Source organism: Pseudomonas sp. P8_241 (assembly GCF_034008315.1).
In the GTDB taxonomy this organism is placed as follows: Bacteria; Pseudomonadota; Gammaproteobacteria; order Pseudomonadales; family Pseudomonadaceae; genus Aquipseudomonas.
Map to the genome: position 1 here is coordinate 2517593 of NZ_CP125377.1, position 26353 is coordinate 2543945.

General features: G+C 60.8%; 21 protein-coding genes. 7 read left to right on the forward strand and 14 right to left on the reverse strand.

Annotation, left to right across the window (positions count from 1 at the left end; all coding sequences use genetic code 11):
- Positions 1-13: 13 nt before the first annotated feature.
- Positions 14-1420, forward strand: coding sequence for a purine-cytosine permease family protein (locus QMK58_RS11595; RefSeq protein ID WP_053158206.1), 1407 nt, complete (start codon positions 14-16; stop codon positions 1418-1420).
- A gap of 99 nt (positions 1421-1519) precedes the next feature.
- Here QMK58_RS11595 and mhpT read toward each other — a convergent pair whose 3' ends face one another.
- The gene (gene mhpT, locus QMK58_RS11600) at positions 1520-2737 is read right to left on the reverse strand and encodes a 3-(3-hydroxy-phenyl)propionate transporter MhpT (RefSeq protein WP_053158209.1); all 1218 of its coding nucleotides are present in this window, start codon (positions 2735-2737) and stop codon (positions 1520-1522) included.
- A gap of 331 nt (positions 2738-3068) precedes the next feature.
- Here mhpT and QMK58_RS11605 point away from each other — a divergent pair, with 331 nt between their 5' ends.
- Positions 3069-4391, forward strand: coding sequence for an OprD family porin (locus tag QMK58_RS11605; RefSeq protein ID WP_082344451.1), 1323 nt, complete (start codon positions 3069-3071; stop codon positions 4389-4391).
- 60 nt (positions 4392-4451) lie between these two features.
- On the opposite strand, the gene QMK58_RS11610 is transcribed toward QMK58_RS11605, so the two are convergent.
- Positions 4452-4940, reverse strand: coding sequence for a MarR family winged helix-turn-helix transcriptional regulator (locus QMK58_RS11610; RefSeq protein ID WP_053158228.1), 489 nt, complete (start codon positions 4938-4940; stop codon positions 4452-4454).
- A 213-nt stretch (positions 4941-5153) separates the two neighbouring features.
- On the opposite strand from QMK58_RS11610, the gene QMK58_RS11615 reads away from it, so the two are divergent.
- The 5 genes from QMK58_RS11615 (at position 5154) to QMK58_RS11635 (ending at position 12136) form a co-directional block, all read left to right on the forward strand.
- Positions 5154-5984, forward strand: a complete 831-nt coding sequence (locus QMK58_RS11615; protein ID WP_053158231.1) for a p-hydroxycinnamoyl CoA hydratase/lyase — start codon at positions 5154-5156, stop codon at positions 5982-5984.
- Positions 5985-6067: 83 nt separating this feature from the next.
- On the forward strand, positions 6068-7516 hold the full coding sequence (locus QMK58_RS11620; RefSeq protein ID WP_053158233.1) for an aldehyde dehydrogenase: 1449 nt from the start codon (positions 6068-6070) through the stop codon (positions 7514-7516).
- A 91-nt stretch (positions 7517-7607) separates the two neighbouring features.
- Complete coding sequence (locus tag QMK58_RS11625; protein WP_320396314.1) at positions 7608-9491, forward strand: feruloyl-CoA synthase; 1884 nt, start codon at positions 7608-7610, stop codon at positions 9489-9491.
- Positions 9488-10729 (forward strand): thiolase family protein, encoded by a 1242-nt coding sequence (locus QMK58_RS11630; RefSeq protein WP_053158239.1) that lies wholly within the window; start codon positions 9488-9490, stop codon positions 10727-10729. The genes QMK58_RS11625 and QMK58_RS11630 overlap by 4 nt, the downstream gene beginning before the upstream one ends.
- Positions 10730-11035: 306 nt before the next feature.
- Positions 11036-12136, forward strand: a complete 1101-nt coding sequence (locus tag QMK58_RS11635) for a polyamine ABC transporter substrate-binding protein (protein WP_320396315.1) — start codon at positions 11036-11038, stop codon at positions 12134-12136.
- Positions 12137-12267: 131 nt separating this feature from the next.
- On the opposite strand, the gene QMK58_RS11640 is transcribed toward QMK58_RS11635, so the two are convergent.
- The 12 genes from QMK58_RS11640 to QMK58_RS11695 form a co-directional block, all read right to left on the reverse strand.
- On the reverse strand, positions 12268-12960 hold the full coding sequence (locus QMK58_RS11640) for a GNAT family N-acetyltransferase (protein WP_053158245.1): 693 nt from the start codon (positions 12958-12960) through the stop codon (positions 12268-12270).
- A gap of 205 nt (positions 12961-13165) precedes the next feature.
- Positions 13166-13960: a ChbG/HpnK family deacetylase gene (locus QMK58_RS11645; protein WP_053158248.1), complete on the reverse strand. Its 795-nt coding sequence runs from the start codon at positions 13958-13960 to the stop codon at positions 13166-13168.
- Entirely contained in the window at positions 13932-15191 is a 1260-nt protein-coding gene (locus QMK58_RS11650) for a GNAT family N-acetyltransferase (RefSeq protein ID WP_320396316.1), read from the reverse strand. The genes QMK58_RS11645 and QMK58_RS11650 overlap by 29 nt, the downstream gene beginning before the upstream one ends.
- A gap of 4 nt (positions 15192-15195) precedes the next feature.
- Positions 15196-15882, reverse strand: a complete 687-nt coding sequence (locus QMK58_RS11655; RefSeq protein WP_053158254.1) for a hypothetical protein — start codon at positions 15880-15882, stop codon at positions 15196-15198.
- Between the two features lie 83 nt (positions 15883-15965).
- Positions 15966-17885: a hypothetical protein gene (locus tag QMK58_RS11660; RefSeq protein ID WP_053158257.1), complete on the reverse strand. Its 1920-nt coding sequence runs from the start codon at positions 17883-17885 to the stop codon at positions 15966-15968.
- Positions 17882-19186, reverse strand: a complete 1305-nt coding sequence (locus tag QMK58_RS11665; RefSeq protein WP_053158260.1) for a lipopolysaccharide biosynthesis protein — start codon at positions 19184-19186, stop codon at positions 17882-17884. The genes QMK58_RS11660 and QMK58_RS11665 overlap by 4 nt, the downstream gene beginning before the upstream one ends.
- A complete protein-coding gene (locus tag QMK58_RS11670) occupies positions 19183-20184 on the reverse strand; it encodes a polysaccharide deacetylase family protein (protein WP_053158264.1) in 1002 nt (333 codons plus the stop codon). The genes QMK58_RS11665 and QMK58_RS11670 overlap by 4 nt, the downstream gene beginning before the upstream one ends.
- 13 nt (positions 20185-20197) lie before the next feature.
- The gene (locus QMK58_RS11675; protein WP_053158267.1) at positions 20198-21334 is read right to left on the reverse strand and encodes a glycosyltransferase; all 1137 of its coding nucleotides are present in this window, start codon (positions 21332-21334) and stop codon (positions 20198-20200) included.
- The gene (locus tag QMK58_RS11680; RefSeq protein ID WP_053158270.1) at positions 21327-22295 is read right to left on the reverse strand and encodes a glycosyltransferase; all 969 of its coding nucleotides are present in this window, start codon (positions 22293-22295) and stop codon (positions 21327-21329) included. Before QMK58_RS11680 ends, QMK58_RS11675 begins: the two co-directional genes overlap by 8 nt.
- Positions 22292-23659: an O-antigen ligase family protein gene (locus tag QMK58_RS11685; RefSeq protein ID WP_320396317.1), complete on the reverse strand. Its 1368-nt coding sequence runs from the start codon at positions 23657-23659 to the stop codon at positions 22292-22294. Before QMK58_RS11685 ends, QMK58_RS11680 begins: the two co-directional genes overlap by 4 nt.
- Complete coding sequence (locus QMK58_RS11690) at positions 23656-24750, reverse strand: glycosyltransferase family 4 protein (protein WP_053158323.1); 1095 nt, start codon at positions 24748-24750, stop codon at positions 23656-23658. The genes QMK58_RS11685 and QMK58_RS11690 overlap by 4 nt, the downstream gene beginning before the upstream one ends.
- Complete coding sequence (locus QMK58_RS11695) at positions 24747-26339, reverse strand: GumC family protein (RefSeq protein ID WP_053158276.1); 1593 nt, start codon at positions 26337-26339, stop codon at positions 24747-24749. The genes QMK58_RS11690 and QMK58_RS11695 overlap by 4 nt, the downstream gene beginning before the upstream one ends.
- Positions 26340-26353 lie beyond the last annotated feature (14 nt).

Here is a 26353-nt window from a genome sequence, read left to right on the forward strand (position 1 = left end):
CGAGTTCATGCATATGTCCCAGATGTCCCGGCAAGATCCGTTGATCGAGAACCATACGGTCGACTACGTTCCACTCGCAGAGCGCCACGGGAAGGCCCGCGATCTATTCACCCTGTGGTTCAGCACCAACATCGCGCCACTGCCCATCGTGACCGGCGCCATGGTGGTCCAGGTGTTCCACCTCGATCTGCTCTGGGGTTTGCTGGCGATTGCGCTCGGACACATGGTCGGCGGACTGGTGATTGCTCTCGCCTCTGCGCAAGGGCCGCGCATGGGCATTCCGCAAATGGTGCAAAGCCGTGGGCAGTTCGGCCGTTACGGCGCGCTGTTGATCGTGTTTTTTGCGGCGCTGATCTACATCGGCTTCTTCATTTCCAACATCGTGCTGGCGGGCAAATCGATCGTCGGTATTGCGCCGTCGGTTCCGGTCCCGGCGAGCATCCTGCTCGGTGCGCTCAGTGCCACGGCCATCGGGGTGATTGGCTACCGCTTCATCCATACCCTCAACCGCATCGGCACCTGGGTGATGGGCAGTGCGTTGCTGGCCGGTTTCCTCTACATCTTTGCCCATGACCTGCCGGCGGACTTCTTCACTCGCGGTGGCTTCAACCTGTCCGGCTGGCTGGCCACCGTGTCGCTGGGGATTATCTGGCAGATCAGTTTCTCGCCATACGTGTCGGACTATTCTCGATACCTGCCGGCGGATATCGGCATCGCCCGGCCATTTTTCGCAACGTACCTGGGCGCGACGCTGGGCACGATCCTGTCGTTTACCTTCGGCGCCGTGGCGGTCCTGGCGACCCCCCAAGGCACCGAGGCGATGGCGGCAGTCAAGCAATCCACCGGTTGGCTCGGGCCGATCCTTATGGTCCTGTTTTTGCTCAACATCATCAGCCACAACGCCCTGAATCTGTATGGCGCTGTGCTGTCGATCATCACCTCGATTCAGACATTCGCCAGTCAGTGGACGCCGAGTATCAAGGTGCGCGTGGTGTTGTCGAGCATCGTGCTGGCCGGTTGCTGTGTGGTGGCGTTGGGTGCTTCGGCGGATTTCATTTCGCAATTCATCGGCCTGATTCTCGCACTGCTGCTGGTGTTGGTGCCGTGGGCTTCGATCAACCTGATCGACTTTTACCTGATCAAGCGTGGCCATTACGACATCGCCTCGATCTTCCGTGCTGACGGCGGGATCTATGGGCGCTTCAATCTGCACGCGATCATCGCCTGCTTCATCGGCATCATCGTGCAGCTGCCGTTCGCCAACACTTCGTTGTACGTCGGGCCGTACGCCAACCTGGTCGAAGGCGCCGACCTGTCCTGGCTGGTGGGACTGCTAGTGACGTGCCCGTTGTATTACTGTCTGGCGACTCGGGGCAAGGTGCAGGAGAGCGTGGCGAGCCGGTTGGGTTATACCGACTGATAACGTGAGGGAGAGCCTTGCTCGCGATGGACTCATGAACGCCGTGTTTAACCAGTCAACACGCGTAATCGTTAGTGACCATCGCGAGCATGCTCGCTCCTACAGAAGAGCTTGCGGTTGTGCCTCGGTTTTTGTACTGCTGCGGGCAATCACGGTAATGATCGACAGCGCGGCAATCACCAGTCCCGGTGAAGTCGCCAGCAGTACTCCCGCAGTCCCTGCGCCTGCAGCGAGGATCTGCCCGGCGGCCAAGGGACCGGCCACCGAACCCAGGCGACCGATGGCCACCGCTGCCCCGACACCGGTGGCGCGCACCGAGGTCGGATAGGACGGTGGCGCCAGCGCGTAGAGCACCAGTTGCGCCGCCATGACAAACAGGCCGACGGCAAACCCGGCGATCGCCATTTGCACGATACCCACCGACAGGCCGACCCCGGCCAGTGCCGCCAGCAAACCTGCGTACACGAACAATACGACCTTCAGACCGTTGCCGCGGTCGAGCATCACACCACCCAGCAACGAGCCGATGGCGCCGCCGATATTGAACAGCATCTGCACCATGCCCGCCTGAGGTTTGGTGAAACCCTGTGCCAGCAACAGCGACGGCAGCCAGTTGAGCAGCATGTACATCACAGTCAGGGTGAAGAAGTAACTCAGCCACAAGGCCAGGGTGTTGCGTGCACGGCCTTCGCCAAACAGCGCCTGGCCGGTGGAGGCGCGTGGGCTGGCAGTCGAAACATGTTGCTGGCGGAACACCGTGGACTCGGGCAGCAGCAGCGCCATCAACGGCACCACCAGCAAGGGCGTCAGGCCGCCGATGATAAAGGTGGTCTGCCAGTGTTCACTGGAAAACATCGCCACCACGGCCGCCAGTGCACCACCCAACGGCACGCCGCAATACATGACACTGATGGCGGTCCCTCGATGACGCTCGCTTACGGCCTCGGCACACAGGGCAATCAGGTTGGGCAGGGCGGCGCCCAGTCCCAGGCCGGTCATGAAGCGTACCAGCAACAGGCTGGTGTAGGTCTCGACATAGGCGGTGCAGAGCGAGAACACGCCGAACAGCAGTACGGCGCCGACAAGGATTTTCTTGCGACCGATACGATCGGCCACCCAGCCGCCAAAAAAAGCGCCGGGCAGCAAACCGATGATTCCGGCGCTGAACACCCAGCCCATCATCTTCGGGTCCAGGGCAAAGCTCTGGCGCAATCCGGCGGCGGCGGTGCCGGCAGCCTGCAGATCGAACCCTTCGATCAGCGCCACGATAAAGCACAAAGCGATTGTCAGCGTCGAGCGACGCGATGGACTGTCCATGGGTGAACCTCATTGTTGTTTTTGTTGTGGAGTCGAGCCATTCCGTTGCGCTCGGGCAAATGGATGTGATGGCTGGTGATTAAGATAACAAATATAACTAAAAAATGAATAATCTCTAAAAAAACACAAATAATTCAATTAAAACCATAAAAAACAACGGTTTAATTCATTGGTTAAGATGTGGTGGATAAATAGATAATAATATTAATGTTCGATTATCGGCTACTCATGGTTGACGATTGCCATCGGCTGTTTCCATTCTCTGTCTGCGAAGCCGACTGCCCTGTGGTCGTCAGGCATTCAGAACAACAATAAAAATGGACAATCGAACATGCCCAAATACCCCGTCAACGTCGAAACCGCGGCGTCAGTTTCCTGTGTGTCCAGGGTCAATCCAGGATTGCTCATGGTGCTACTCGGCATCAGCGTTCTACCCTCAGCGCTGCGCGCAGAGGGGTTTATCGAGGACAGCCACGGTAACTTGACTCTGCGCAATTACTACCTGGACCGGGACTACAAGGATGACGGAGCCAAGACCGCCGCACGGGAATGGGCACAGGGTTTCATCCTGGGCATGGAGTCGGGTTTTACCCAAGGGGTTGTGGGTTTCGGCCTGGATGTTCGCGGGCTGCTGGGGGTCAAACTCGACTCTGCGCCTGATCGCAGCGGCACCGAGCTGTTGCCGGTGTCGGCCAGCGACAAGCGCGCGGCGGATGAATATTCACGGCTCGCCCCGACAGCCAAACTAAGATTTGCCCAAACCACAGTGAAGAGCGGCGATGTTTCGATTTTCCTGCCGTTTGCCTTTGCCAGCCCATCGCGATTGTTGCCACAGACCTTTCGCGGCACGACCCTCAGTTCCAAAGACATCGATGGCCTGACCCTCAACACCGGCTACATCGATCGCATCAACAAGCGCGATTCCACCGACTATCAGGCCATGAGCATCGCCACGCCAAACCGACGATTCAACGGCGCCGCCACCACTTCGCATCTGGCGTACGTGGGGGGCGATTATCAGGTCAACAAAGAACTCAGTCTGCGCGCCTATCATGCCGAGGTGGCCGAGCTGTACCAACAGGACACCCTCGCGCTGCTGCACAACTTGCCGCTCGGGGACGGTGTGCTCACCAGTGATTTACGCAGTTTTTTCAGCCGTGAGGATGGCAGCGCCAAGGCGGGCGAGGTGGACAATATCAACCTCTCGGCATTGTTCGGCTATCGCTTGGGCGGGCATCGGGTGAGCCTCGGCTATATGCATTCCAGTGGCGACTCGGCAACGCCCTACATCTCCGGCACCGAGTTGATGGGCATGAGCGAGCAGACCATGGGTTCGGATTTTCTCAACGCCAAAGAGCGCACCTGGCAAGCGATCTACGACTACGACTTCGTCGCATCCGGAGTGCCCGGTTTGAAGGGGAGGTTACGTTACCTGCGCGGTGACAATATCGAGTTGGCCGCCTTCAACGCCGAGGACCGCAAAGAGCGCGAGTTCCAGATGGAGCTGGGGTATGTGATCCAGAGCGGCCCGCTGAAAAACGTCGGGCTGCTGGCCCGCAAGGCGATCTACCGCAATGACTTCCCGAGCGGTACGGCCTTTCGTGATGAAAACCAGACCCGCTTCCAGGTGCTCTACACCTTGCCGATCTGGTAGCCAGAGCAGGCTCGATGTGGCTTGCCGGCCACCCTTCAGGGGTGTGCCGGCATCACGCGTTCAGTCCTGATAAACCTTCCTCAACAGGCGCAACAGCTCTTCGCGTTCCCCGCCGGTCAGCGCTGAAGTGGAATCGAAATCGCTCTGGGCGGCGATCTGCTTGAGTTCCTTGAGCAGGGTTTCGCCGGTCTTGCTCAAAAAGATCCCGTAGGAGCGTTTGTCCGGCTTGCAGCGCACCCGTACCGCCAGCGCACGGCTTTCCAGTTTGTTGAGCAGCGGCACCACTTGGGGCGGCTCGATGGCCAGTGCGCGGGCCAGGTCGGCCTGCATCAGCCCTGGGTTCTGGTCGATGATCGCCAGGGCCGAGAACTGTGCCGGACGCAGGTCGTGGGCGGATAGGCGGCCGATCAGGTTCTGGAACAGTTTGAGTTGAGCCCGGCGCATGGCGTACCCGATCAAATCGTCCAGCGCTGAGTCCAGCGGTGCCTGCATCTGGGCATTGGCGGACGGGGTCTCGCTCGGGTCGGCGGAAGGAGAAGACTTGGCCATTGCAGGTGAATCCTGAAGAAGTAGAGGTTAACAAGGCTATCTAGTTTGCCGGGGTTGGACGCTGATAGCTATGGTCGTGGTGATTGATGATGAGCGTTGGGGCTTTTGGTTGGCGATGAAAAATTGGTTTATTTGATTAATAGTTAATTGACATAACTAATTTGCTCCTTTAATTTCCAGTCATCTTCAAGCCAAGAACAAGAGAGCATCGCCATGAGCAATTACGAAGGTCGCTGGACAACCGTCAAAGTCGAAATCGAAGAAGGCATCGCGTGGGTCATCCTCAATCGCCCGGAAAAACGCAACGCCATGAGCCCGACGCTCAACCGCGAAATGATCGATGTGCTGGAAACCCTGGAGCAGGATCCGGCGGCCGGCGTACTGGTACTCACCGGTGCAGGTGATGCCTGGACCGCAGGCATGGACCTCAAGGAATACTTCCGCGAAGTGGATGCGGGCCCGGAAATCCTTCAGGAAAAAATCCGCCGTGAAGCCTCGCAATGGCAATGGAAACTGCTGCGCATGTACGCCAAGCCGACCATCGCCATGGTCAACGGCTGGTGCTTCGGTGGCGGTTTCAGCCCGCTGGTGGCTTGTGACCTGGCGATCTGCGCCGACGAAGCGACCTTCGGCCTCTCGGAAATCAACTGGGGCATTCCACCGGGCAACCTGGTGAGCAAGGCCATGGCCGACACCGTGGGCCATCGTCAGTCGCTGTACTACATCATGACCGGCAAGACCTTCGGTGGGCAGAAAGCCGCCGAGATGGGCCTGGTCAACGAAAGCGTGCCGCTGGCGCAACTGCGTGAAGTCACTATCGAGCTGGCGCGCAACCTGCTGGAGAAAAACCCGGTGGTGCTGCGTGCGGCCAAGCATGGCTTCAAACGTTGCCGCGAGCTGACCTGGGAGCAGAACGAGGATTACCTGTACGCCAAGCTTGACCAGTCGCGTCTGCTCGATACCGAAGGTGGCCGCGAGCAGGGCATGAAGCAGTTCCTCGACGACAAGAGCATCAAGCCAGGTCTTCAGGCTTACAAGCGCTGAGACGGATCGCCGGGTGCATTTGCACCCCGGCGCTCTGCATCGATCGAATGCATTCCCGATAACGACAATAAAGAGGAATCACCATGCTGGACGTGCCCCTGCTGATTGGCGGCCAGTCGCTGCCTGCCCGCGACGGTCGAACCTTTGAACGCCGCAACCCGGTGACCGGCGAGGTGGTGTCGCGGGTGGCCGCAGCCACCCTGGAAGATGCCGATGCCGCAGTGGCTGCCGCTCAGGCGGCATTTCCCGTCTGGGCCGCCCTGGCGCCCAATGAACGTCGCACTCGTTTGCTCAAGGCCGCCGAGCAGTTGCAGGCGCGCAGCGACGAGTTCATCGCGGCGGCCGGCGAAACCGGGGCCATGGCCAACTGGTATGGATTCAACGTGCGGCTGGCAGCGAACATGCTGCGTGAAGCGGCGTCGATGACCACCCAGATCAATGGCGAAGTCATTCCCTCGGATGTGCCGGGCAGTTTCGCCATGGCCCTGCGCCAACCCTGTGGTGTGGTGCTGGGCATCGCCCCGTGGAACGCCCCGGTGATTCTCGCCACCCGCGCCATCGCCATGCCGCTGGCGTGTGGCAATACCGTGGTGCTCAAGGCTTCGGAGCTGAGCCCTGCGGTGCACCGTCTGATCGGCCAGGTCTTGCAGGATGCCGGATTGGGCGATGGCGTGGTCAATGTCATCAGCAATGCCCCGGCGGATGCCGCGGCGATTGTCGAGCGACTGATTGCCAACCCGGCGGTGCGGCGGGTCAACTTCACCGGCTCGACCCATGTCGGGCGCATCGTCGGCGAGCTCTCGGCGCGCCACCTCAAACCGGCCTTGCTGGAGTTGGGCGGCAAGGCGCCGTTGCTGGTGCTTGATGATGCCGACCTCGATGCGGCGGTCGAGGCGGCAGCCTTCGGCGCATATTTCAATCAGGGGCAGATCTGCATGTCCACCGAACGCCTGATTGTCGATGCCAAGGTTGCCGATGCCTTTGTTGCCAAGCTGGCGGCCAAGGTCGAGACCCTGCGCGCCGGTGATCCTGCGGCGGCGGACTCGGTGCTCGGCTCGCTGGTGGATGCCAGTGCCGGCACACGCATCAAGGGGCTGATCGACGACGCCCTGGCCAAGGGGGCGCGGTTGGTGATTGGCGGGCAACTGCAAGGCAGTATTTTGCAGCCGACCCTGCTCGACGGCGTCGACGAAACCATGCGTTTGTACCGCGAAGAATCCTTCGGCCCGGTGGCAGTGATGTTGCGCGGGGAGGGCGATGAAGCGCTGCTGCGCCTGGCCAACGACTCGGAATTCGGGTTGTCGGCGGCGATCTTCAGCCGCGACACCGGGCGCGCCCTGGCGCTGGCCCAACGGATCGAGTCGGGCATCTGCCATATCAACGGCCCGACTGTGCACGACGAAGCGCAAATGCCTTTCGGCGGAGTCAAGTCCAGCGGCTACGGCAGTTTTGGCGGCAAGGCCTCCATCGAGCATTTTACCCAGTTACGCTGGGTCACACTGCAGCATGGGCCGCGGCACTACCCTATCTGAACTGCACAAATAACAATAAAAAAGGCTGCAGCCACCACCATGCCCATTCGTACTTGCGGGGTGGTAGCGTGCCTTGATGGAGAACAAACACGTGAGTTCCGAATTCAGATCGCAACCCCACACCGATACCAGTGCGCCGCGCTACCGTCACGTGTCCATCGGTCGCGCGGCGGTCGAGGTGACAGAGCAGCAGGGCGCATTGCACATGCGTTCACTGGCGCCATTGGCCGAGTTTGCGCCACGACTGCTCGACCGCCTGGTGCATTGGGCCAGCGTGCGTCCCGAGCAAACCTTCATCGCTGCCCGCCAGGCTGACGGTGAATGGCGTCGGGTCAGTTACGCCCAGATGCTCGACAGTGTCCGGGCGATTGCCCAGAGCCTGTTGAGTTACGGCCTGTGCGCAGAGAAACCGCTGGTGCTGCTTTCCGGCAACGACATCGAGCATTTGCAGCTGGCGTTCGGCGCCCTGTACGCGGGCATTCCCTACTGCCCGGTGTCGCCGGCCTATTCGCTGCTGTCCCAGGATTTCGCCAAGCTGCGGCACGTCTGCGACCTGCTGCAGCCGGGCCTGGTGTTTGTCAGTGATGCCGCCGCCTACCAACGCGCCATCGAGGCCGTGCTACCCGCTCAAACGCCATTGATTACTGTCCAGGGTGAAGTCGCGGGGCGTCGCCAGGTCAGCTTTGCCAGCTTGCTTGAACAACCGGGCGGGGCCGAGGCCGAAGCAGCGTTTGCCAGTACGGGGCCGGACAGCATCGCCAAGTTCCTGTTCACCTCCGGCTCGACCAAATTGCCAAAGGCAGTGATCACCACCCAACGCATGCTGTGCGCCAACCAACAGATGCTGTTGCAGACGTTTCCGGTGTTCGGCGAAGAACCCCCGGTGCTGGTGGACTGGTTGCCGTGGAACCACACTTTCGGCGGCAGCCACAACGTCGGCATCGTGTTGTACAACGGCGGCAGCTTTTACCTGGATGACGGCAAGCCCACGGCGCAGGGTTTCGCGCAGACCCTGCGTAACCTCAAGGACGTGTCGCCAACCGCTTACCTGACCGTACCGAAAGGCTGGGAAGAGCTGGCCTCGGCACTGGAGCAGGACGCGGAACTGCGGGAGATCTTTTTCAAGCGCATCAGCCTGTTCTTCTTCGCTGCTGCCGGTCTGTCGCAAAGTGTCTGGGACCGTCTGGACCGCGTCAGCGAACAGCACTGCGGTGAGCGTATCCGCATGATGGCCGGGCTCGGGATGACCGAGGCTTCGCCTTCCTGCACCTTCACCACCGGACCGTTGTCCATGGCCGGTTATGTCGGCCTGCCGGCACCCGGTTGCGAGGTGCGCCTGGTGCCGGTGGACGGCAAACTGGAAGGGCGTTTCCGTGGACCGCACATCATGCCCGGCTACTGGCGATCAGCGCAGCAGACGCTCGATGCATTCGACGATCAGGGTTTCTATTGTTCCGGCGATGCGCTCAAGCTCGCGGACCCGTGTGATCCGCAATTGGGGCTGATGTTCGACGGTCGCATCGCCGAAGACTTCAAGCTGTCGTCCGGGGTGTTTGTCAGCGTCGGGCCTTTGCGCAATCGTGCGGTGCTCGAAGGTTCGCCCTATGTCCAGGACCTGGTGGTGACCGCGCCGGACCGTGAATGCCTGGGCGCATTGGTGTTTGCGCGGATGTTCGAATGTCGACGGTTGTCTGGGCTCGCGGGCAGTGCCAGCGACAGCGAAGTGTTGGCCAGTGCGCCGGTGCGCGCGTGGTTCGCCGACTGGTTGCAACGGCTCAACCGCGAGGCCACGGGCAATGCCAGTCGACTTGAATGGATCGCCTTGCTCGACGAGCCGGCTTCCATCGACCGGGGAGAGATCACCGACAAGGGCTCGATCAATCAGCGTGCGGTCTTGCAGTGGCGTGCAGAAAAGGTCGAAGCGCTGTATCGCGGACTCGACCCGGCCATTTTGCGCGCCGGAGCGAAGTCATGAGCGCGGGTGGGCAGTATTCGGCCTTTGCCGATGCGGCGATCATCGATGCGCTGCGAACGCCGTGGGTGGATCTCGGTGGGGCGCTGGCCGAGGTTTCGCCGATTGATCTGGGCATCAAGGCGGGGCGTGAAGTGCTGGCTCGTGCGCAAGTCGATCCTCTGGCGGTAGACAGCGTGCTGGCGGGTTCCATGGCTCAGGCCAGTTTCGATGCCTACATGCTGCCAAGGCATATCGGCCTCTACAGCGGTGTGGCGCAATCGGTTCCGGCGCTGGGGGTGCAGCGTATTTGCGCCACCGGCTTCGAACTGTTGCGTCAGGCAGCCGGGCAATTGGATGACGGCGTGCAACTGGCGCTGTGCGTGGCCGCCGAATCGATGTCGCGCAACCCGATTGCCGCTTATACCCATCGCGGTGGCTTTCGCCTGGGCGCCGGGGTGCAGTTCAAGGACTTTCTGTGGGAGGCGCTGTACGACCCGGCTCCTGGTGTCGACATGATCACCACCGCCGACAATCTGGCGCGACATTATGGCTTGGCTCGCGAAGCCGTGGATGCCTACGCTTGCGCCAGCCATCAGCGTGCATTGGCGGCGCAGCAAGCGGGCTGGCTGGCGCCCGAGATCGTTGGTGTAGTCACTCAGACCTTTGAGCTGCCAGGCTATCAGCCTCGCGGTATTCGCCTGCCACGCGGCATCGACGCGGTGAGCGAAGACAGCCATCCACGCCCCGGAGACCTGGCGGCACTGGCCCGATTGCGCGCCGTGCACGAAGGTGGGGTACAAACCGCCGGCAACAGTTGTGCAGTGGTCGATGGCGCGGCAGCGGCATTGGTCTCACGTGCTTCGGCTTGCCGGGATACGCCGTTGGCCTTACTGCGAGCCAGTGCGGTGGTCGGTGTGGCGCCGGAGTTCATGGGTATCGGTCCGGCACCGGCAATCCAGCTGCTGTTGCAACGCAGCGGCCTGAGTCTGGATCAGATTGACCGCTTCGAAATCAATGAAGCCCAGGCTGCTCAGGTTCTGGCCGTGGCACAGGCGCTGGAACTGGACGGCTCCCGTCTGAATGTCCACGGCGGCTCAATCGCGCTCGGCCACCCGTTGGCCGCCAGTGGCTTGCGTCTGGTGTTGACACTGGCCCGGCAATTGCGCGAACACAACCTGCGTTATGGGGTCGCCGCTGCCTGTGTCGGCGGTGGGCAGGGCATGGCATTGCTGATCGAGAACCCGGTCTGGCGCGCTTGATCGCCAGTAATCCATGCGTTCGGGTGTCACCGCGTCGAGGGTAGGAGCGCCTGCAATGGGCAGCTCTTTTGGCCGGTGGCATCCATCCGGACAGCGAAATTGGCCATTACGATCCCCTTTTGGCCAACCTCACGCTGTGCTCCGGCCACACCGTCGGCAAGAATCAGGCACAGGTTGCCGATAGCGCAACGACCACCCAAACCACAACTAGAATTTCCAGATCCTTGCCCTTGGCCATTTTCAAGGCCGCTGCCGTGTACAGAACATAAAAACCATCGTACTCACGCCACACTTGGGGAAAAATCCATGGTCACAATGAAACGCATGCTGGGCGCCACTGTTTGTGGACTGTCGCTGCTGGCCAGCGCGGTGCACGCCGAAGAGCGCGAATTGCGGGTGTACAACTGGGCGGATTACATCCTGCCGTCCGTGCCCAAGGATTTCGCCAAGGAAACCGGAATCAAGGTGACCTGGGACACCTTCGATACCAACGAATCCCTCGAAGCCAAGCTGTTGACCGGCAACTCCGGGTACGACCTGGTCGTACCGTCGAACCAGTTCATCGAGACCCAGATCAAAGCCGGCGTGTTCCAGAAACTCGACAAGTCGAAGCTGCCGAACTGGTCGCATCAGGACCCGGCCTTGCTCAAGCTGCTGGACAAGAACGATCCCGGCAACCAGTACGGCATGCCTTACATGTACGGCACTGTGTTGATCGGCTTCAACCCGGCCAAGGTCAAGGCCGCGTTAGGGGAAAACGCGCCGGTAGACAGCTGGGACCTGGTGTTCAAGCCCGAGAACATGGAGAAGCTCAAGGCGTGTGGCGTAGCGATGCTCGATTCGCCTTCCGAAATCCTGCCGATTGCCCTGCATTACCTGGGACTGGACCCGAACAGCCAGAATCCGGATGACTACGAAAAAGCCAAGGCGCTGCTGTTGAAAGTTCGCCCTTACGTCACCTACTTCAACTCGGCCAAATACATGACCGACATCGCCAACGGCGATATCTGCGTCGCCATCGGCTATTCCGGCAGTTTTTATCAATTCGGCAATCGCGCCAAAGAGGCGGGCAACGGCGTCGTCGTCGACTGGCGTCTGCCGAAAGAAGGTGCGCCGATCTGGTTCGATACGTTCGCCATTCCAAAAAGCGCGAAGAACGTCGACGAAGCCCACGCGTTTCTCAACCACTTGATGGAGCCGAAAGTCATCGCACCGATCAGCGACTTCCTCGGCTACCCGAATGCCAACACCGATTCGCTAGCGCTGATCAACAAGGACATCACCGGTAACCCGAACCTGACGCCGACCAGCGAAGCGTTGAAGACGCTCTACGTGGTGCAGCCGCTACCGCAAAAGCTCGAACGTGTCCGTACGCGTGTCTGGACCAGCATCAAGTCCGATCAGTAATCCTGATCCCTGTATGAGCAGCTGGTCGACGCTTGATTGCTCGCGATAGCAATGGATCAGTCAACACACCTCTTGACTGATCCATCACCATTACGAGCAGTACGAATCAGTTCCCCGGATAAAACCTCGAATCAAGCTCCCGCAGCCGCCGTGACCACCGGCCGTCCCGGTTTTCGCAGAGGATCCAGGCGCGAGCCGGTGTAGCGGGTTTCGCGGAAAAAGCGCCAGCGGCCGAACAGGCCATAAACGTGGGTGACGCGACCCTGTTCCTGATAGCCCATGCGAATGTGCAGTTTCAGGGCCGGAACGTTGTGGGTTTCGCAGACGTCCACGACCTTGTTGCAACCTTGCGCCGCCATGGTTTGCCAGAGCGCAACCTGTACATCCACGGACAACCGGGTGCCGAAAAACGCGCGGATCATTTCCCCGCCGAACTCAAAGAACTCACCTTGCTTCACTGGAAACAGGCATCCGTAGTAGTGGCGGTCGTGGTAGTCGCGGGTGCTGCCCCAGATGAAGCCGATGGCATCGCCTTGCTCGTCCACATACATGTGCCCGGTATGACCTTCGGCAGCGAGTTCGGCCATGGTTTCGACGCGGTCGCCAAAGTGCCTGGCAAACGCCGTGGCGTTCTGCGGGGTAATCGTTACCTGTTTGACGGGGGGGTAGGGGCGCAGCTTGTGTGGCGGCACCGGGCTGACCAGATCGCGCTCCATCCAGAGCAACTCCCAATGGAAAAACACATAGCGTTTCCACAGTGTGCTGAACGTGCGGCTCAAGCCTTTTTGTTTGATTCGTTCGCGGAGTTTTTCGATCAGGCTCATGGAGCCCTCCTTGGCCAGGGATTGGCCTTGCTGTGTGAAAGTAATGTTCGGTATAGATCACGGTGGCAATTTCTTGGCAGCGCGGTGATCAGCAAGTTGTATCAAGTTGTGTATCAGTTTTGACACAATTTTCAGGCGCCAAAAAGGTGCCCGTCCCAGGCCATTTCCGGGTATTAACAGCCCTGCAAAAACGGGGTTTGGAAGGTTATTCCAGAACGGCCTGAGCACGGTTTTGCGCGGCATTGCCGGCGACGCTATAGGCCACCCGCGGGACGCCGCGCAATCGCTGCTCCAGTAACGCACTCAAGGATTCGCCCGGCTCCAGATAGGCGTCGCCGAAGTCGGCGCCAAGCTGATTGGGGTGCGCGACGATCTCCAGCAAGCCATCGGTCGGTGGCTCTTCATTACGCAGGTCCACGGGGGTGCATACGTAGTCGGCGGTGGCGCCCGCGAGATGGCTCAGGCGACGGTTGAGCAAGTCCTTGAACACGCGCTTGGGCAGGCTGAGGTTTTGCCCCAGATTGCGCGCCAGTCTTACCGGTACGCCTTGGCGAGCGGCAAAACGCGCGACGATCTCGCCGACAGGCCAGATGTTGTGCACATGCTGATGGGAATCCAGGTGGCTGGGCCGCATGCCGTTATCGACACAGCGTTGCCATTGGGCCTGGAGTTCTTCGAGCACGGCGTGGCGATCCTGGCGGCTGAGCCAGAGGCGCGTGCGCGCCAGATTGAGGTCGAACACACCGGAACTGTCGCAAAAGTTCGGGCGCTGCAGAATGCTTTGGCTCAAAGGGCGGCCGTAGGTCAGGTTGAAATGCAGGCCGATGCGTCCTTCAAGCAATGGATGCCGGGCCAGGACGCAAGCCGCTTCGAACGCAGGCATGTTGGCCATGGCGGTGGCGGAACTGATGATGCCGGCCTGGAAGGCTCCCAGGATCACCGCGTTTTCGCAGGCACTGAGGCCGAAGTCGTCAGCGTTGACTATGACTTGCCGAGGCATGTTCACCCTCCATGAGTTTTTCGGTAGGTGCAGACGTTTTTTTTGCAGGTGCTGTAACGGCGGGCGGAGTGACCGTCGCAACGGTGGCGGTGGCGGTGGCAGTGGCGGCTGTCGCTGTCGCTGTCGCCGCGCGGCGCGCACGCCATTGCTGCAATGACGGCTTGAGCCACTGCCAGACCCGCAACGCCAGCCCTAGTGCCAAGCCGCTGGGGCGCCACGAGTAGAAACTCCAGCGCCAGTGTTCGAGTTGCCCGGTCATGCGCTCATGCAACTGATGGCTGGAGTTTTCCAGGCTCACCCGTGACGCATCGATCCAGCGCCAGTTGTCTTCCAGGCCCCAGCGTATCCATTCTTCGAGCAAGACCCGGCCGCTGCCCAGATCGGCATATTGCGGCAGGAACGCCAGGTTGTAATCGTACAGCCGACCCTGTTCCAGCAAGCCCAGGCGATAACTGATGCAACGCCCCTCCAGTTCCAGCACCACCACGCGCACCAGACCCCGGGCGGCGAGGGCGGTGAAGGCGCGGTCCATCCACTGGCGGTGGCGTTCATCGGAGAAAATCCCGACCCCTTCATCGCCTTTCCAGCTCACCGCTTCGACTTCGCTGATGGCTTTGAGCAACGGTCCCATCGTTGTTGCATCGGGAGTGATCCGCCGCACCAAGGCCCCGCACGCGGCGATGCGTTTACGCGCCCGGCGCAGTTTGTAGCGTGGATCTCCCGAGACTTCCTGATGGTCGGCGTCGCTGATCAGATGCACCGGCACCCGGCAACTGAGGCGCTGCTCAGCTGTCGAGCTGCGAGACATCCACGCCTTGAGGGTCCGTTCCTCACTCGTGGGGCCCGCCAGTTCATTGAGTTGCAGCAAGGCGTGGGGCAGATGTTGACGGATCTCTGCCAGTGCCTTGCCGATGTCATCGCTGTCCAGCCTCGTAAGCAGCGCGAGGCGATCGGCCAGCGGATGCCCCAAATGGTGCAGGACCCGAAACGGCAATCGGGCGAAGCGCTCCACGGACGCCACCAGCGGCAGGCACAGCGCCAATGCTTCGTCCTGCCAACCCAGTAGCACGTGCAGTTGCTCGCCACTTTTGAGTGCCTGCTCCGACGCGCACAGCCAGGCCAGCGTGTTGAACGGCGTGTGGTCCGTCACGCGCAAGCGCAACGCTTCGTAAGCCGTTGCCGGGAAGTCAGGAGCGCACACCGAGGTGCGCCATTCGAATCGTGCGCTCATGTAATCAAGTCACCGAAGCTGGGACAGGGGCACGTTCCGGTTTGCGCAAGGCATCCAGGCGTGAGCCGCTGTAGCGGGTTTCGCGGTAGAAGCGCCAGCCGAAAAGGCTATAGACGTTCATGATCCGCCCTTGCTCCTGATACCCCATGCGAATGTGCAGCTTGAGGGCAGGAATGTTGTGGGACTCGCAGACATCCACCACTTTGTTGCAGCCCTGGTCCGCCATGGCTTTCCACAGGTTCAGCTGGAAGTCGACCGACAGTGTTGTACCCCAATAGGCGCGGATCTGTTCTCCGCCGAACTCGAAGAACTCACCTGCTTTGACCGGGAACGTGCACCCGTAGTAGTGGCGGTCGTAGTAGTCGCGTTTGCTGCCCCAGATGAAGGCCACGGTATCGCCGTTCTCATCCAGGTACATGTGCCCGGTGTGCCCTTCGGACGCGAGTTCCGCCATGGTGCCCACTCGGTCGCCGAAGTGCCGGGTGAAGGCCACGGCGTTTTGCGCGGTGATGGTTTCCAGTCGCAGCGGTTTATAGGGGCGCAGCTTGTGCGGTGGCACCGGGCTCACCAGATCGCGCTCCATCCACAGCAATTGCTCGTGATAGAAAACATAGTGCTTGCACAGCTTGCTGACGGTGGCTCGCAGGCCTTTTTGCTTGATGTGATCGCTGAGTTTACGCAGGACATTCATGGTTCAACTCCTGACGGGTTTTCCCGTGAGTGGAGTGGCTCAACGCGCAACGATTCGACTGCGCGGTAAAAAATCAATGAGGTTCACGAAACGCTCCAGCTTAGGGCGAACAGGGTTTCTCCTGGCAGCTCGAAGTTGACGCGGCCGTCCAGGCATTTGAAAGGTGCGTCACGGCTGCGGTTGTCGGCACCGAAATAGCGCAATGATCCGTTGGTCAACGAGCAGTCGGCCCCGGCCAGACTCACATGCTGCAAGCGTGTGCCTTTGTTCACGCCCAACAGGCTGCGCTGGTGGTCGCTGGCCATGGCAAGCACATCAACTTCGAAGGCGTCGTTTTCCAGGCGCAATACATCGTGCAGCCAATGCTTGCGAATAAATTGCTGCGCCAGTCCTACGGGCTTGAGCTCGAATTTATTCTCGCCAAGCACACGCAGCATGCCTTTGGGGTACTCGGGTTCGTCGGCGGCCTGGAACCAGCCGAGCATGTCGAGCAAACCATCCTGGGCCGAGTTGATGACGACCGAAGTCCACCATAACGAAGCGAAATGGGTTTCCTGATCGTAGGGGCTGAGGCTGGCGCCGCTGGACATGTTGGTCTGGTCCAGCAACAAGGCCTTGCGCGGCCGGCCCTGTGCGTCGAGGCCCACCAGGTCGGCAGCGCGGCGTACGCTATCGCGATAGACACGGGTGGCCAGCAGGTCGCGGACCATCCATTCGTGCCAGGCCAGGGCATCGATCTGATCGCCGGATTCGGCCAGTAGGCGTCGTGCCCAGTCGATGCCGCGCTTGTCGGAGGCGTTGTCCACGAAGGGGCCGTTGACGAACCGTGAACTGGCCGGCATGGCAATGCGTACGCCGGCCTCGGCATTGGCGCGATTGCTGCGCACTTGCCGGGCCATGCTGTCGAAGATGCGTTTGTAGCTGGCGTAGTCTGCGTAATTGAGGTTCGGCTCGTCGGCAAAACCGATGTAGTGCGTGCCCTTGCCCCCCAGCGCGCGGGTGGCGGCAAGCCAGGCGTCCAGGCCTGCGTTGCTGGTGGTGTCGGCACGCAGATCGGCCTGGCGCTGTCTGCCGGCCAACAGGGTGATGTCCTGCCTGATACCGAAGCGATCTTGATACAGCCGACGGAACGCGTCTTCGTAGTGCGGCCGCGTCGCCATGATATCGACCAGGCTGTAATAGGTCCCGGCCTGTGGCTGGAGCGCATCGAGGACAGCGAAGCTGGAGTCTGGCGGCAACACGTAAGGCAGGGCGATGGCCAGTTTTGGGGTTTGGCCAAGCACCTCTTCGTGCAGCGTCAGCCGAGTGTCACCTTCTTCTTCGCGCAATGGCTGGAGCTGTTGCGGGTTCTGCGCGAACAAATTGGCCGTACCGTCGAGCCAGAACGCGACTTTACCGCTGCCACGCAGACGCAGGCGCCAGACCTGGTCGGAAGATGCACCAGGTAACTCGACCTTGTCGAACTGCCAGTAGGCTGGATAGGGCTTGAGGGGCATGGACAGTTGTTTGCCGTCACTCACTCGCTGTACTTGCAAGGAGCCGACACCTCCGTGGAACTTGCCGGCCAGTACCGCGTGCTCGCCGGCCGCGACCTTGAAATACAACTCGTCACCGTCACGGGGTTCGGCGCTGAAGTGCACCTTGGCCGGTGCGAACCGGGCGACGGTGTGCTCGTCGTGTTCAACCGTATAACGCCGGAAGCTGTAGCCTGGAATTTCCAGTCGGTAGCTGGCAGCGCCCGGTGTCAGGGGCCAGCGTTGACTGCCCCGAGGTTCGCTGGGTGCAATCAGCCGTTCGCCCTGAAGTTTGCCCCGGCCGTCCACCAGGTAGAGGTGTTCTTCATTGGCCTCGGCCTGCCAGGCCGGTGCCCACAGCACCGTCAGCGTGTCAGGGCGATCGGTCTGCAGATAAAGGCTGCCGTCGCGGATATCCGCCCAGCGCATTGGCGCTGCCTCGGCACCCAGGCCGAGGCCCAGGCTCATCAACATCAACAGGCTTTTCATGCCGACTTCCGTTGTAGCATCAGCAGCATCGGCGCGATGTCGCTGGGCAGGATGATCAGTGTTTGCCAGATCGGCACCTGGCTCAGTCGGCAATACATCACCAGCAAGGCGAGGGTCACTGCCAGGTAGGCGATAGACGATGCGGCGGCCGCGCCGACAATGCCGTAGATCGGGATCAACACCACATTGAGCGCCAGGTTGAGCAGGGCGCTGAGCCCCATCAGCAACGAAATCGTACCCGGGCGATTTTTACCCAGCAGATCCAGGCGCAGGATGCTTGCGTAGCACAGCCCCAGCAGTCCTGGCAGCAGCGCCAGCAAGGCTGGATAGGCCGGTTGATACGCCTGGCCAAACAACGTCACGATCAACCATTCGCCGATCACCGCCATGGTCAGGCACGCCCCGAGCATCACGGTCGCGGTCAGGCGCAGGGCCAGGGGTGTCAATTTTTCGATGCCTTCCTCCTGTTGCAGCAGACGTTTCATCAGTGGTGTCGTCACCGCTTCAGGCACGATCAGCAGCAACTCGGCGGCGGCGCTGGCCATGGCGTAATGCCCCAGTGCAGTGGTGCCGAGCAGGGCGCCAATGAACAGGTAGTCGGAACGCAGAATCACTTGCTGGAACAGCAAATCCGGATGGCTGCGGGCACTGAAACGCAACAGCTCGTTCTGGCTGGCGCGGTCCCATTGCAGGGTCAGTGGTTGATCGCGCTTGAGCCACACCCAGCCCGCCAGCACCACCAGGCTCAGACCCGCCAGCCAGCTGATCAACGCGGCTTCCAGAGCGGCGGTTTTCCACATCCAGAACAGCGCCAGAAACAACAGCAAGGGTGTCAGCGATTCAATCAGGCGCAGGGCGTTGAAGGCGACCACGCCGCCCGAGGCGTTGTGCAAGGTCAGCAAACCACTCTTGAGCACGGTCAGCGGCACCGCCAACAACAATAGCCAGGCGAGCAGACCCAGTTGCGTGGTGATGTCCAGTTCGCTGCCGAACTCACGGGTCAGCGCCACCACCAACAAGGTCAGCAGCGACGCCAGCAGACAGCCGAAGACCAGCACCTGACTCAACAACAAACCCATCGGCCGTTGTTTGGCCGCCTGATAGCCGACGGCCGAATTCAGGCCGCCACTGGTGGCGGCGCTGATCAGGTCAGGCAGGGTACTGAGCAAGGCAAACAGACCGCGTTCGCTGGGGCCGAGAATCCGCGCCAGCAACACGTTGCGCAGCAAGCGCAGGGCGATCATCGCCAGCTTGGTGCCCATGCTCAGGGCCAGATGCTTGAGGTAGTGGCCGCGACTCATGGGCGACCCCCTCGGAAAATGCGCCACGAAAGCAGTTCGGGATTACGCGCCGTGCGCTGGCTGACGCCAAAACGTGGCAGGGCCATCGGGTCTTCGGTACCTCGATAAATGCCGGTGCCGGTGCCCAGGGCAAACGGGAAGTCGTGGTCCGCCACCTTTTGGCGCACCCGCTCATCGTTGTCGCCGTTGGGGTAGCAGTAGACCGGCAGCGGCCGATCACAACCCTGCAGCAATGCCTCGCGGCTGCGGCTCAGTTCTTCGTCCAGGCGTTGATCGTCGAGGCCGGTGAGAATCGCGTGGCTGGCACCATGAGGGCCGAAACGTACCAGGCCGGAGGCTTCCAATGCACGTACCTGGTGCCAGTCCAGCGCTTGCGGCAGCGAGTCTTGCGGACACTCGTCGGTCAGGCGATTGAGGTCGACCGGAGACAGGGTCTTCAGATGTTGCAGAAAGTGCAGGAGCGCCAGGCTGCGGCGTTGCACATCCGGGTCATCGCACAGCACAGGCAGCGGCCGACCGAGTCGTGCCAGACATTCGATCAGGTGCAGGCGGGCCTTTTCTCCATGGCTGTTCCACAAGGTCTCGCCGATGCTTTCCCACCAGAAACGCTGGCGGCTGCCAATGAAATCGGTGGAGAGAAAGATGCTCGCCGGCACCTGGTATTTTTGCAGCAGCGCGAATGCATCCATCGCGTTGTCACGCCAGCCGTCATCAAACGTCAGCGCTACTTTAGGGCGATCCGAACGCACGCTCCCCGGTTGCAGAATCTCCATCAGCGGCACGCAGTCGAAGTGTTTTTTCAGCCAGACCAACAGATGCTCGAAGGCCTTCGGGCCGACGCACAGTTCATTGCGATGGGGCAGTTCGGCGGCACGGTCATCGGCCAGCACCCGGTGCAGCATCAGGATCACCCCGGCGCCGTGCAGTTGATTGCGGCCCACCGGGGAGTTGAGGTACAGCCAGCCACTGGTGCGTTTTAATAATTGTTTGATCGCCATTGGCACGCGCCTCTTATCGATTTTGCTCGGGGTTCCATTGGGCATAACGCTGGCCGCGCAGGAACTGCCACAGGCCGATACTCATTCCGGCGAGTGTCACCAGGAGAAACGCCGCGAGGCGAAAGGGTTTGGGCAAGCGATGCTGCGAGTCCAGCAGCCCGGCGATGGCTATCGTGTAGCCGATCAATTGCGCCACCAGGCTCAGGCGATAGAAACCGTGTTCTTCCCACAGCCAGAAATTGCTCACCAGCAACGGAAGCAGCAGGACCGGTGCCAGACGCCGGATCAACTTGTGGCTGATCAGGGCAACCGCGTACAGGCCATGCTTGAACGGGTTGAGCAGCTCACGGCGCTGGGCCAGGCTTTGCAGTCCGCCGACGGTGACACGTTGACGACGGCGGAACTGTTTGTCGGCTTCGTCCACGCCCTGATCGGTCACCTGAGCCTGGGGCACGTAGACAATCCGCTTGAACGCGACCGGCGCGCAGGTGCTGATAAAGAAGTCGTCGTTGACCTCCGCCGGAATGTTCTGGAACAACTCTCGGCGCAGGGCGAGCAGGGCGCCATCGGCGGAGACCATGCAGCCGGTGCGGTTTTCCACCTTGCGCAGCCAGCCTTCGTAGTGCCGATAGAGGCTGTCGCCAATGCTCAGGCCTTTGCCGGTCACTGGGATCAACATGTGGCCGGCGCAACCGCCAACTTGCGGATCGACCATGGGCGCAAGCAGATGGCCGAGGGTGTCGCTCGCCCATTGGTTGTCGGCATCGGTGAACACGAGGATTTCACCGCCGCTCAGCGCCACACCGGCGTTGAGCGTCGCGGCTTTGCCCTGACGCGGCAGGTCGAGCACGGTAATGCGCGGGTCGAGGACTTTACGTGCGCAGGCCACGGTGTCGTCGGTCGAGCCGTCGCTGGCCAGAATGATCTGCAGCGAGCGCGCCTGATAATCCTGGGCGAGGACGGTGCGCAGTTTGTCCTCGATATGCCGCGCCTCGTTGTGCGCGGCAATCACGATGCTGACGTCCATCGGCGGTGCCGGGTCGTGACGAGGCGCCTTGTAGAACGGTGCCAGCAAGGTCAACAGCAAGGGATAGCCCAGATAGGCGTAAACCGGTAGCAACAGGCACAACCAGAAAATGAATTCAGCCACGGGCGGGCCTCCTGGCATTCCAATGACAAAGGCTGAGAATGAACGCGGCGCCAGCCAGGTGCAGGCGCACCCAGTGCAGCCCCCAGAGTTGCAAGGTCAGGCGCAGGTCGCGGTGTTTGACACTTTGGCGCAGGCTCAGCACCAGCGCCGGCAAGCTGGTCAGCAGCAACATGATTGCCGCGTGATGGGGGAATCCATTGAACAAAGCGCTGATCGCCATGAAATCGAGTAACCAGGCGGCGATCGACAACAGCGGAAAACGCAGCAGGCGCAGGCTGGGTCCATGGCTGCGCAGCAGTTGCAAATGACTGCCCTGACGCCACATCTCCTTGCCCATCCACTCGCGCCAACTGCCTTCGTAACCCCAATGCAGCGCCACGCTTTGGTTGACCGAGAGCAACTGCGCTCCGGCCTCGGCCAGGCGCATGGTCAACTCCTTGTCTTCGCCGGTGCGCAGGATTTCATTGAAACCGCCGACCGTTTCGAACCAGTGGCGACGCATCAACAGGTTGGAGGTCGGCAACCATTGCACGATATGCAGCGGTTGGGCGTCCGGGCGCAAGGTTCGACGTTGCCAGGCATTGGCGAACCACGGCGCTTCGGCCGGGGTATGCAGGTCCAGGCCGAGCACATCGGCCTGTCCAGCGGATTCCAGGCCGAACAGCAGGGTCAGCCAGTTCTCGGGCATCTCGATATCGGCATCGATAAAGGCCAGCCATTCGCCCCTGGCCACTTGCGCTCCACGATTGCGCAAGGCGCCGATCAGCAGGCCGGGTTGCACCAACACCTGGGCGCCAAATTGCCGGGCGATCTGCGGCCCCTGATCGCTGGAGCCGTTGTCGACCACGATCAACTCGCATTCCACATTGGCGGTGTCGGCGGCGTGTTGCGCAGCGATCAAGGTCCGGGCGATGTGCCGGGCCTCGTTGTACATCGGTATGACGATGCTGATCCGATTCATGCACGGGCCTCTGGCAACGGAGCTTCTTCGGCTTTCGTACGCAGCACACTGGTCAGCGCCAGCATGATCCACAGGTATTTATGGTTCGGCGCGCTGAGGAACATGAGGAACAACATCAGTGCCAGGAAACTCATGCTCAGGTGGGTCAACACATCAGCCTCTTGCCAATTTCGTCGCAGCATCCAGGCTCGTCGGGCGCGCATCAGGTTGTAAAACCCCAGGCCCAGCATCCCGACAAACATCAGTCCGGCTGGAACACCCAGTTCACTGAAGATTTCCAGGTAGGTGTTGTGGGCGCGACGGTACAGATCTTCAGTTTTGCCGGTGATGGAAAATGCCTTGGCGTAACCGGTGGTGGCGTAATGCAGCGGGAAGGTGCCGGGACCGGTGCCGAGCAATGGGTTTTCGGCAATCATCCCGCCACCGACCACGATGTACGAGGCACGACGGCCAAGGGAGGGGTCCTGGCTCTTGGCACCGGAACTCAAGATGCTCAGCGACTGGATGCGCTCCACGTAACCGGCCGGCATGGAATAGAGACCCACCGGTACAAGGATCGCCAGGCCCAGCATGGCGAAACCCAGATGGCGGGGGCGCAAGCGCCCCAGATGCGCGCGGTAGTGCCATGCGCCAATCATCAGGCTGAGAAACAGCACCACCAGGCCCGAGCGCGATTCGGTCTTGGTCATGCCACCCAGCAGCAGGAGGGTGCAGCCTCCCCAAAACAAACGGTGCCACAGGTTCGGGCTGCGGATCACCAGCAGTAACGCCATGGGAACGGCGAACGCGATCATCAGGGCAAAGTTGTTCGGGTCTTTGAGCAAGCCCGAAGCACGGCCGGCGTCCTGGTATTTGGCAGAGAATATTGCCATCACACAGGTCACGGAAACGCTGAGGGCCACGAGCCGGGCAAAGATGTCGAGGTTCAACTCACGGCCGATCAGCAGGGTGATCACAAACAGGATCAGGCCGACGCTCAGTTCGCGCAGGTGTCCCAGGGACATGCCCATGTTGTCGGTATTGATCAGGCTGAGCAGGTACAGAGCCATGAACCCGATCAAAAAGCGCCAGATATTGCTGTGCAAGCGCTCGGACGGAAGCTGCCGGATCGCCAGTTGCAGCATCAGGATCAGCACCAGCGATGCGCCGAGGAATTTGGAGCCCGAAAACGCGTTGTCCTTGAACAGGCCTTCGAAGGGCAAGATGGCGGCAATGCCCAACAGACCCCAGGTCGGTTTGCGGTAGAGCAATGCGACGCCGACAAGGCCCAGCACCGCTCCCGGCGCCAGGTACGGAAAAGGGCTGGCCAGCAAAGCGAGGCAGACCAGACCGAGCAAACTGACGATCGAGAGCGGAAAAATCACGCGCGTGCCTCCCGTGCAGTGCGGATGTAAAGCTGCGACCAGCGTTCAGCCAATACCTTGAGGTCGTAGCGATCCAGTTGTGTACGTTTTGCGTTGTCACTCAATTGTCGCGCCAGCGTCGGATCACGCAGCACGGCGCCGACCTGGCGGGCGAGGGCGGCGCTGTCGGTGGGGGGGACGAGCAAACCGTTGTGCCGATCCTCCAGCACATCGGGAATCCCGCCGACGCCGAACGCCACCACCGGCACCCCGGCTTGCATGGCTTCGAGCAAAATCATCGGTGTACCTTCGGTGCGCGAGCTGATCACCAGCGCGTCGAGCTGGCGCCACCACTTGCGCATATCCGTCTGGTAGCCCGGCAGTGTGATACGCCCCTGCAGGTCTGCCTCGTTGATCCGCGTCTGCAGGGTTTCGCGTTCCGGACCATCGCCGAGCATCACCGCGTCCAGTTGCGGGTACTGATGACACAAGGGGATCAAGGCATCGAGAAACAGATCCGGACCTTTTTCGCTGCTCAACCGTCCGACGTAACCGACCAGCCAGCGTTGACGTTGGCTGCTTTGCGGCAGCAGGTCGTTGGCGGCTGGCAGACCGTTGGGAATCACTTGCAGTTTGTCTGTGCGCACATTGGCCTGGCGGTGAATGGCGGCGATGCTTTCGGCGACGCAGACCACGCGGTCCACGGATGCGGTACGGCACAGTTGCAGGCTCAGCCAGGTGTAAAACTTCTGCTTGCGGCTGCGTGGAGTGAACCCGTGCTGAGTGATCACCAGCGGCAGGCGCAACAACGTTGCGCCGACCCAGCCAAACAGCAGGCCCTTGAAGTTGTGCGTGTTGATCAATGGCCGCTGGTCCCGCCGCTGGCGCAAATGCCCCAGCAGCTCCCCCAGACCCGCGCAGCCCTGGCAATCGACACCGGCCTGGCGAAAGCGCTCGATCAGTTCTGGCGGCGCATCGAGAAACAGCACCAGATGCTGCCCCGGCGTCGCCAGGCAATGGTCCAGCAACATCCGCTCGGCGCCATAGAAGCCGCCGCTGCTGAGCAAATGAATGATCGGCAGGGCAGGCGCGGTACCGAGCGGCGCGTTCAATTGCGCACCCAATGCATCAGGCTCGGAACGCCCCAGTGTTTGTGCGGATTGCTCGGCAAGGTGTTCTGGTCGTTGATCACCAACAGTACCGGCAGGCCCAGTTGCTGAGTGATTTGCGCAGGGTGCTTGAAGCGATGGTCGAAGAACTCACGCACATAGACCAGGGCGATCGCCAGCAGTAAACCGGTGAACAAACCGAACGGGATGATCAGCAGCGGTTTTGGAAATGCCGCTTCGGTCGGTTCATACGGAGGGCTGAGCACGCGTGCGTTGGACAGGTCGTTGTCCAGTGAGCGTGCGGTGCTGCTTTCGGCAAAGCGCTGGGCATAGGTGGAGAATGCCGCGTGCAGGGCGTCGATTTCGGTGTCCATTTGCCGCAGCTTGCTCTGGGTTTCCTGCAACTGGTGGATGCGGTTCTTGAACTCGGCGATGCGCGCGGTCTTCTGGTCGATCACCGAGCTGACAATCGCCAGGTCACTGGTTCGTTCCTGTATCCGGTTGTTGACCACTTTCAGGAACTGTTGGCGGGTGCGGGCGATTTGCTCGCGGGTCAGCAGCATCGGTTCACTGCTCGGCTGGAACACCGCCAGATCATTCATGTAGCGGCTGACCTGGGTGGTCAGTTGCTCACCCAGTTGCTTGATCTCGCGATCCTCGAAGGCAACGTTATCCACCGTGGTGGTGAAGGTGTAGGGGAAGGTGTAATCGTTGAGTTTTGCGCTGTTGGCGGTGGCCAAACTGGTTTTCAGGTAGTCGAGCCAGCGTTGGCTCTGCAGCAGACGATCCTGATACAGGTTGAGCGCTTGTTCCTCGGTGTTGATGGCGTTGAGCCGAAAGGTGATTTCTTCCCGGGGATCGGACGAGCCAATACGCTCAAGCAAGGTCAGGCGATTGCCCTCCAGGCCATCGAGGCGCACCTGATATTGCAGTTTCTTGGTTTCGTAGAAGCTCTGGGGCAGATCGATCGACTGCAGTTCCTGACGACTGACCAGATAGTTTTGCAACAAGGCGGCGACAAACCGGGTTCCCTGAGCCGGATCCGGAAAGGTATAGACGATGGAGATCACGTTGGATCCCGGCAGAGTCTCGACCTTCAGGGCATCGGACGCTTCCTGGGTCAGTGCATCCAGTGTGGTGTCGCGCACCGGATCGGTCTCCAGCCCGAGCATGCTGCGCACCGGATTGGTCACGTGCTTGCGAATGGGATCGGTCACAAGTTGCTTGATCGGCGAAAGCACCAGTTTGTTGAAGACACCCACAGGTGGCGTGTATTCACCCTTTTCACGCAGCTGTTCGATGGTCTGGCGAATCAGTGCCGGCGAGCGCAGGATATTGCTCTCGGTCTCCATGTCCGCGAGCGACGGTGGAATAAATGAGGCATTCTCCTGGTTGAGGGTGGAGGTGGCATCTCCCTGGGAGATTTTCTTGGACTGCACAATCACCTGGGCGGTGATGTCGAAGCTCTGTTTGAGCATCAGCGGCAAGACCAGTGCAATCACTGCAAAGACCAGGAAGACTCGTTTCACCAACTGTTTGTTGGCGAAGAAGATCCTGAAGAACTCGTGCAGGTAGTTTTCCTTTGGATTCATGTCGGTCACCTGAG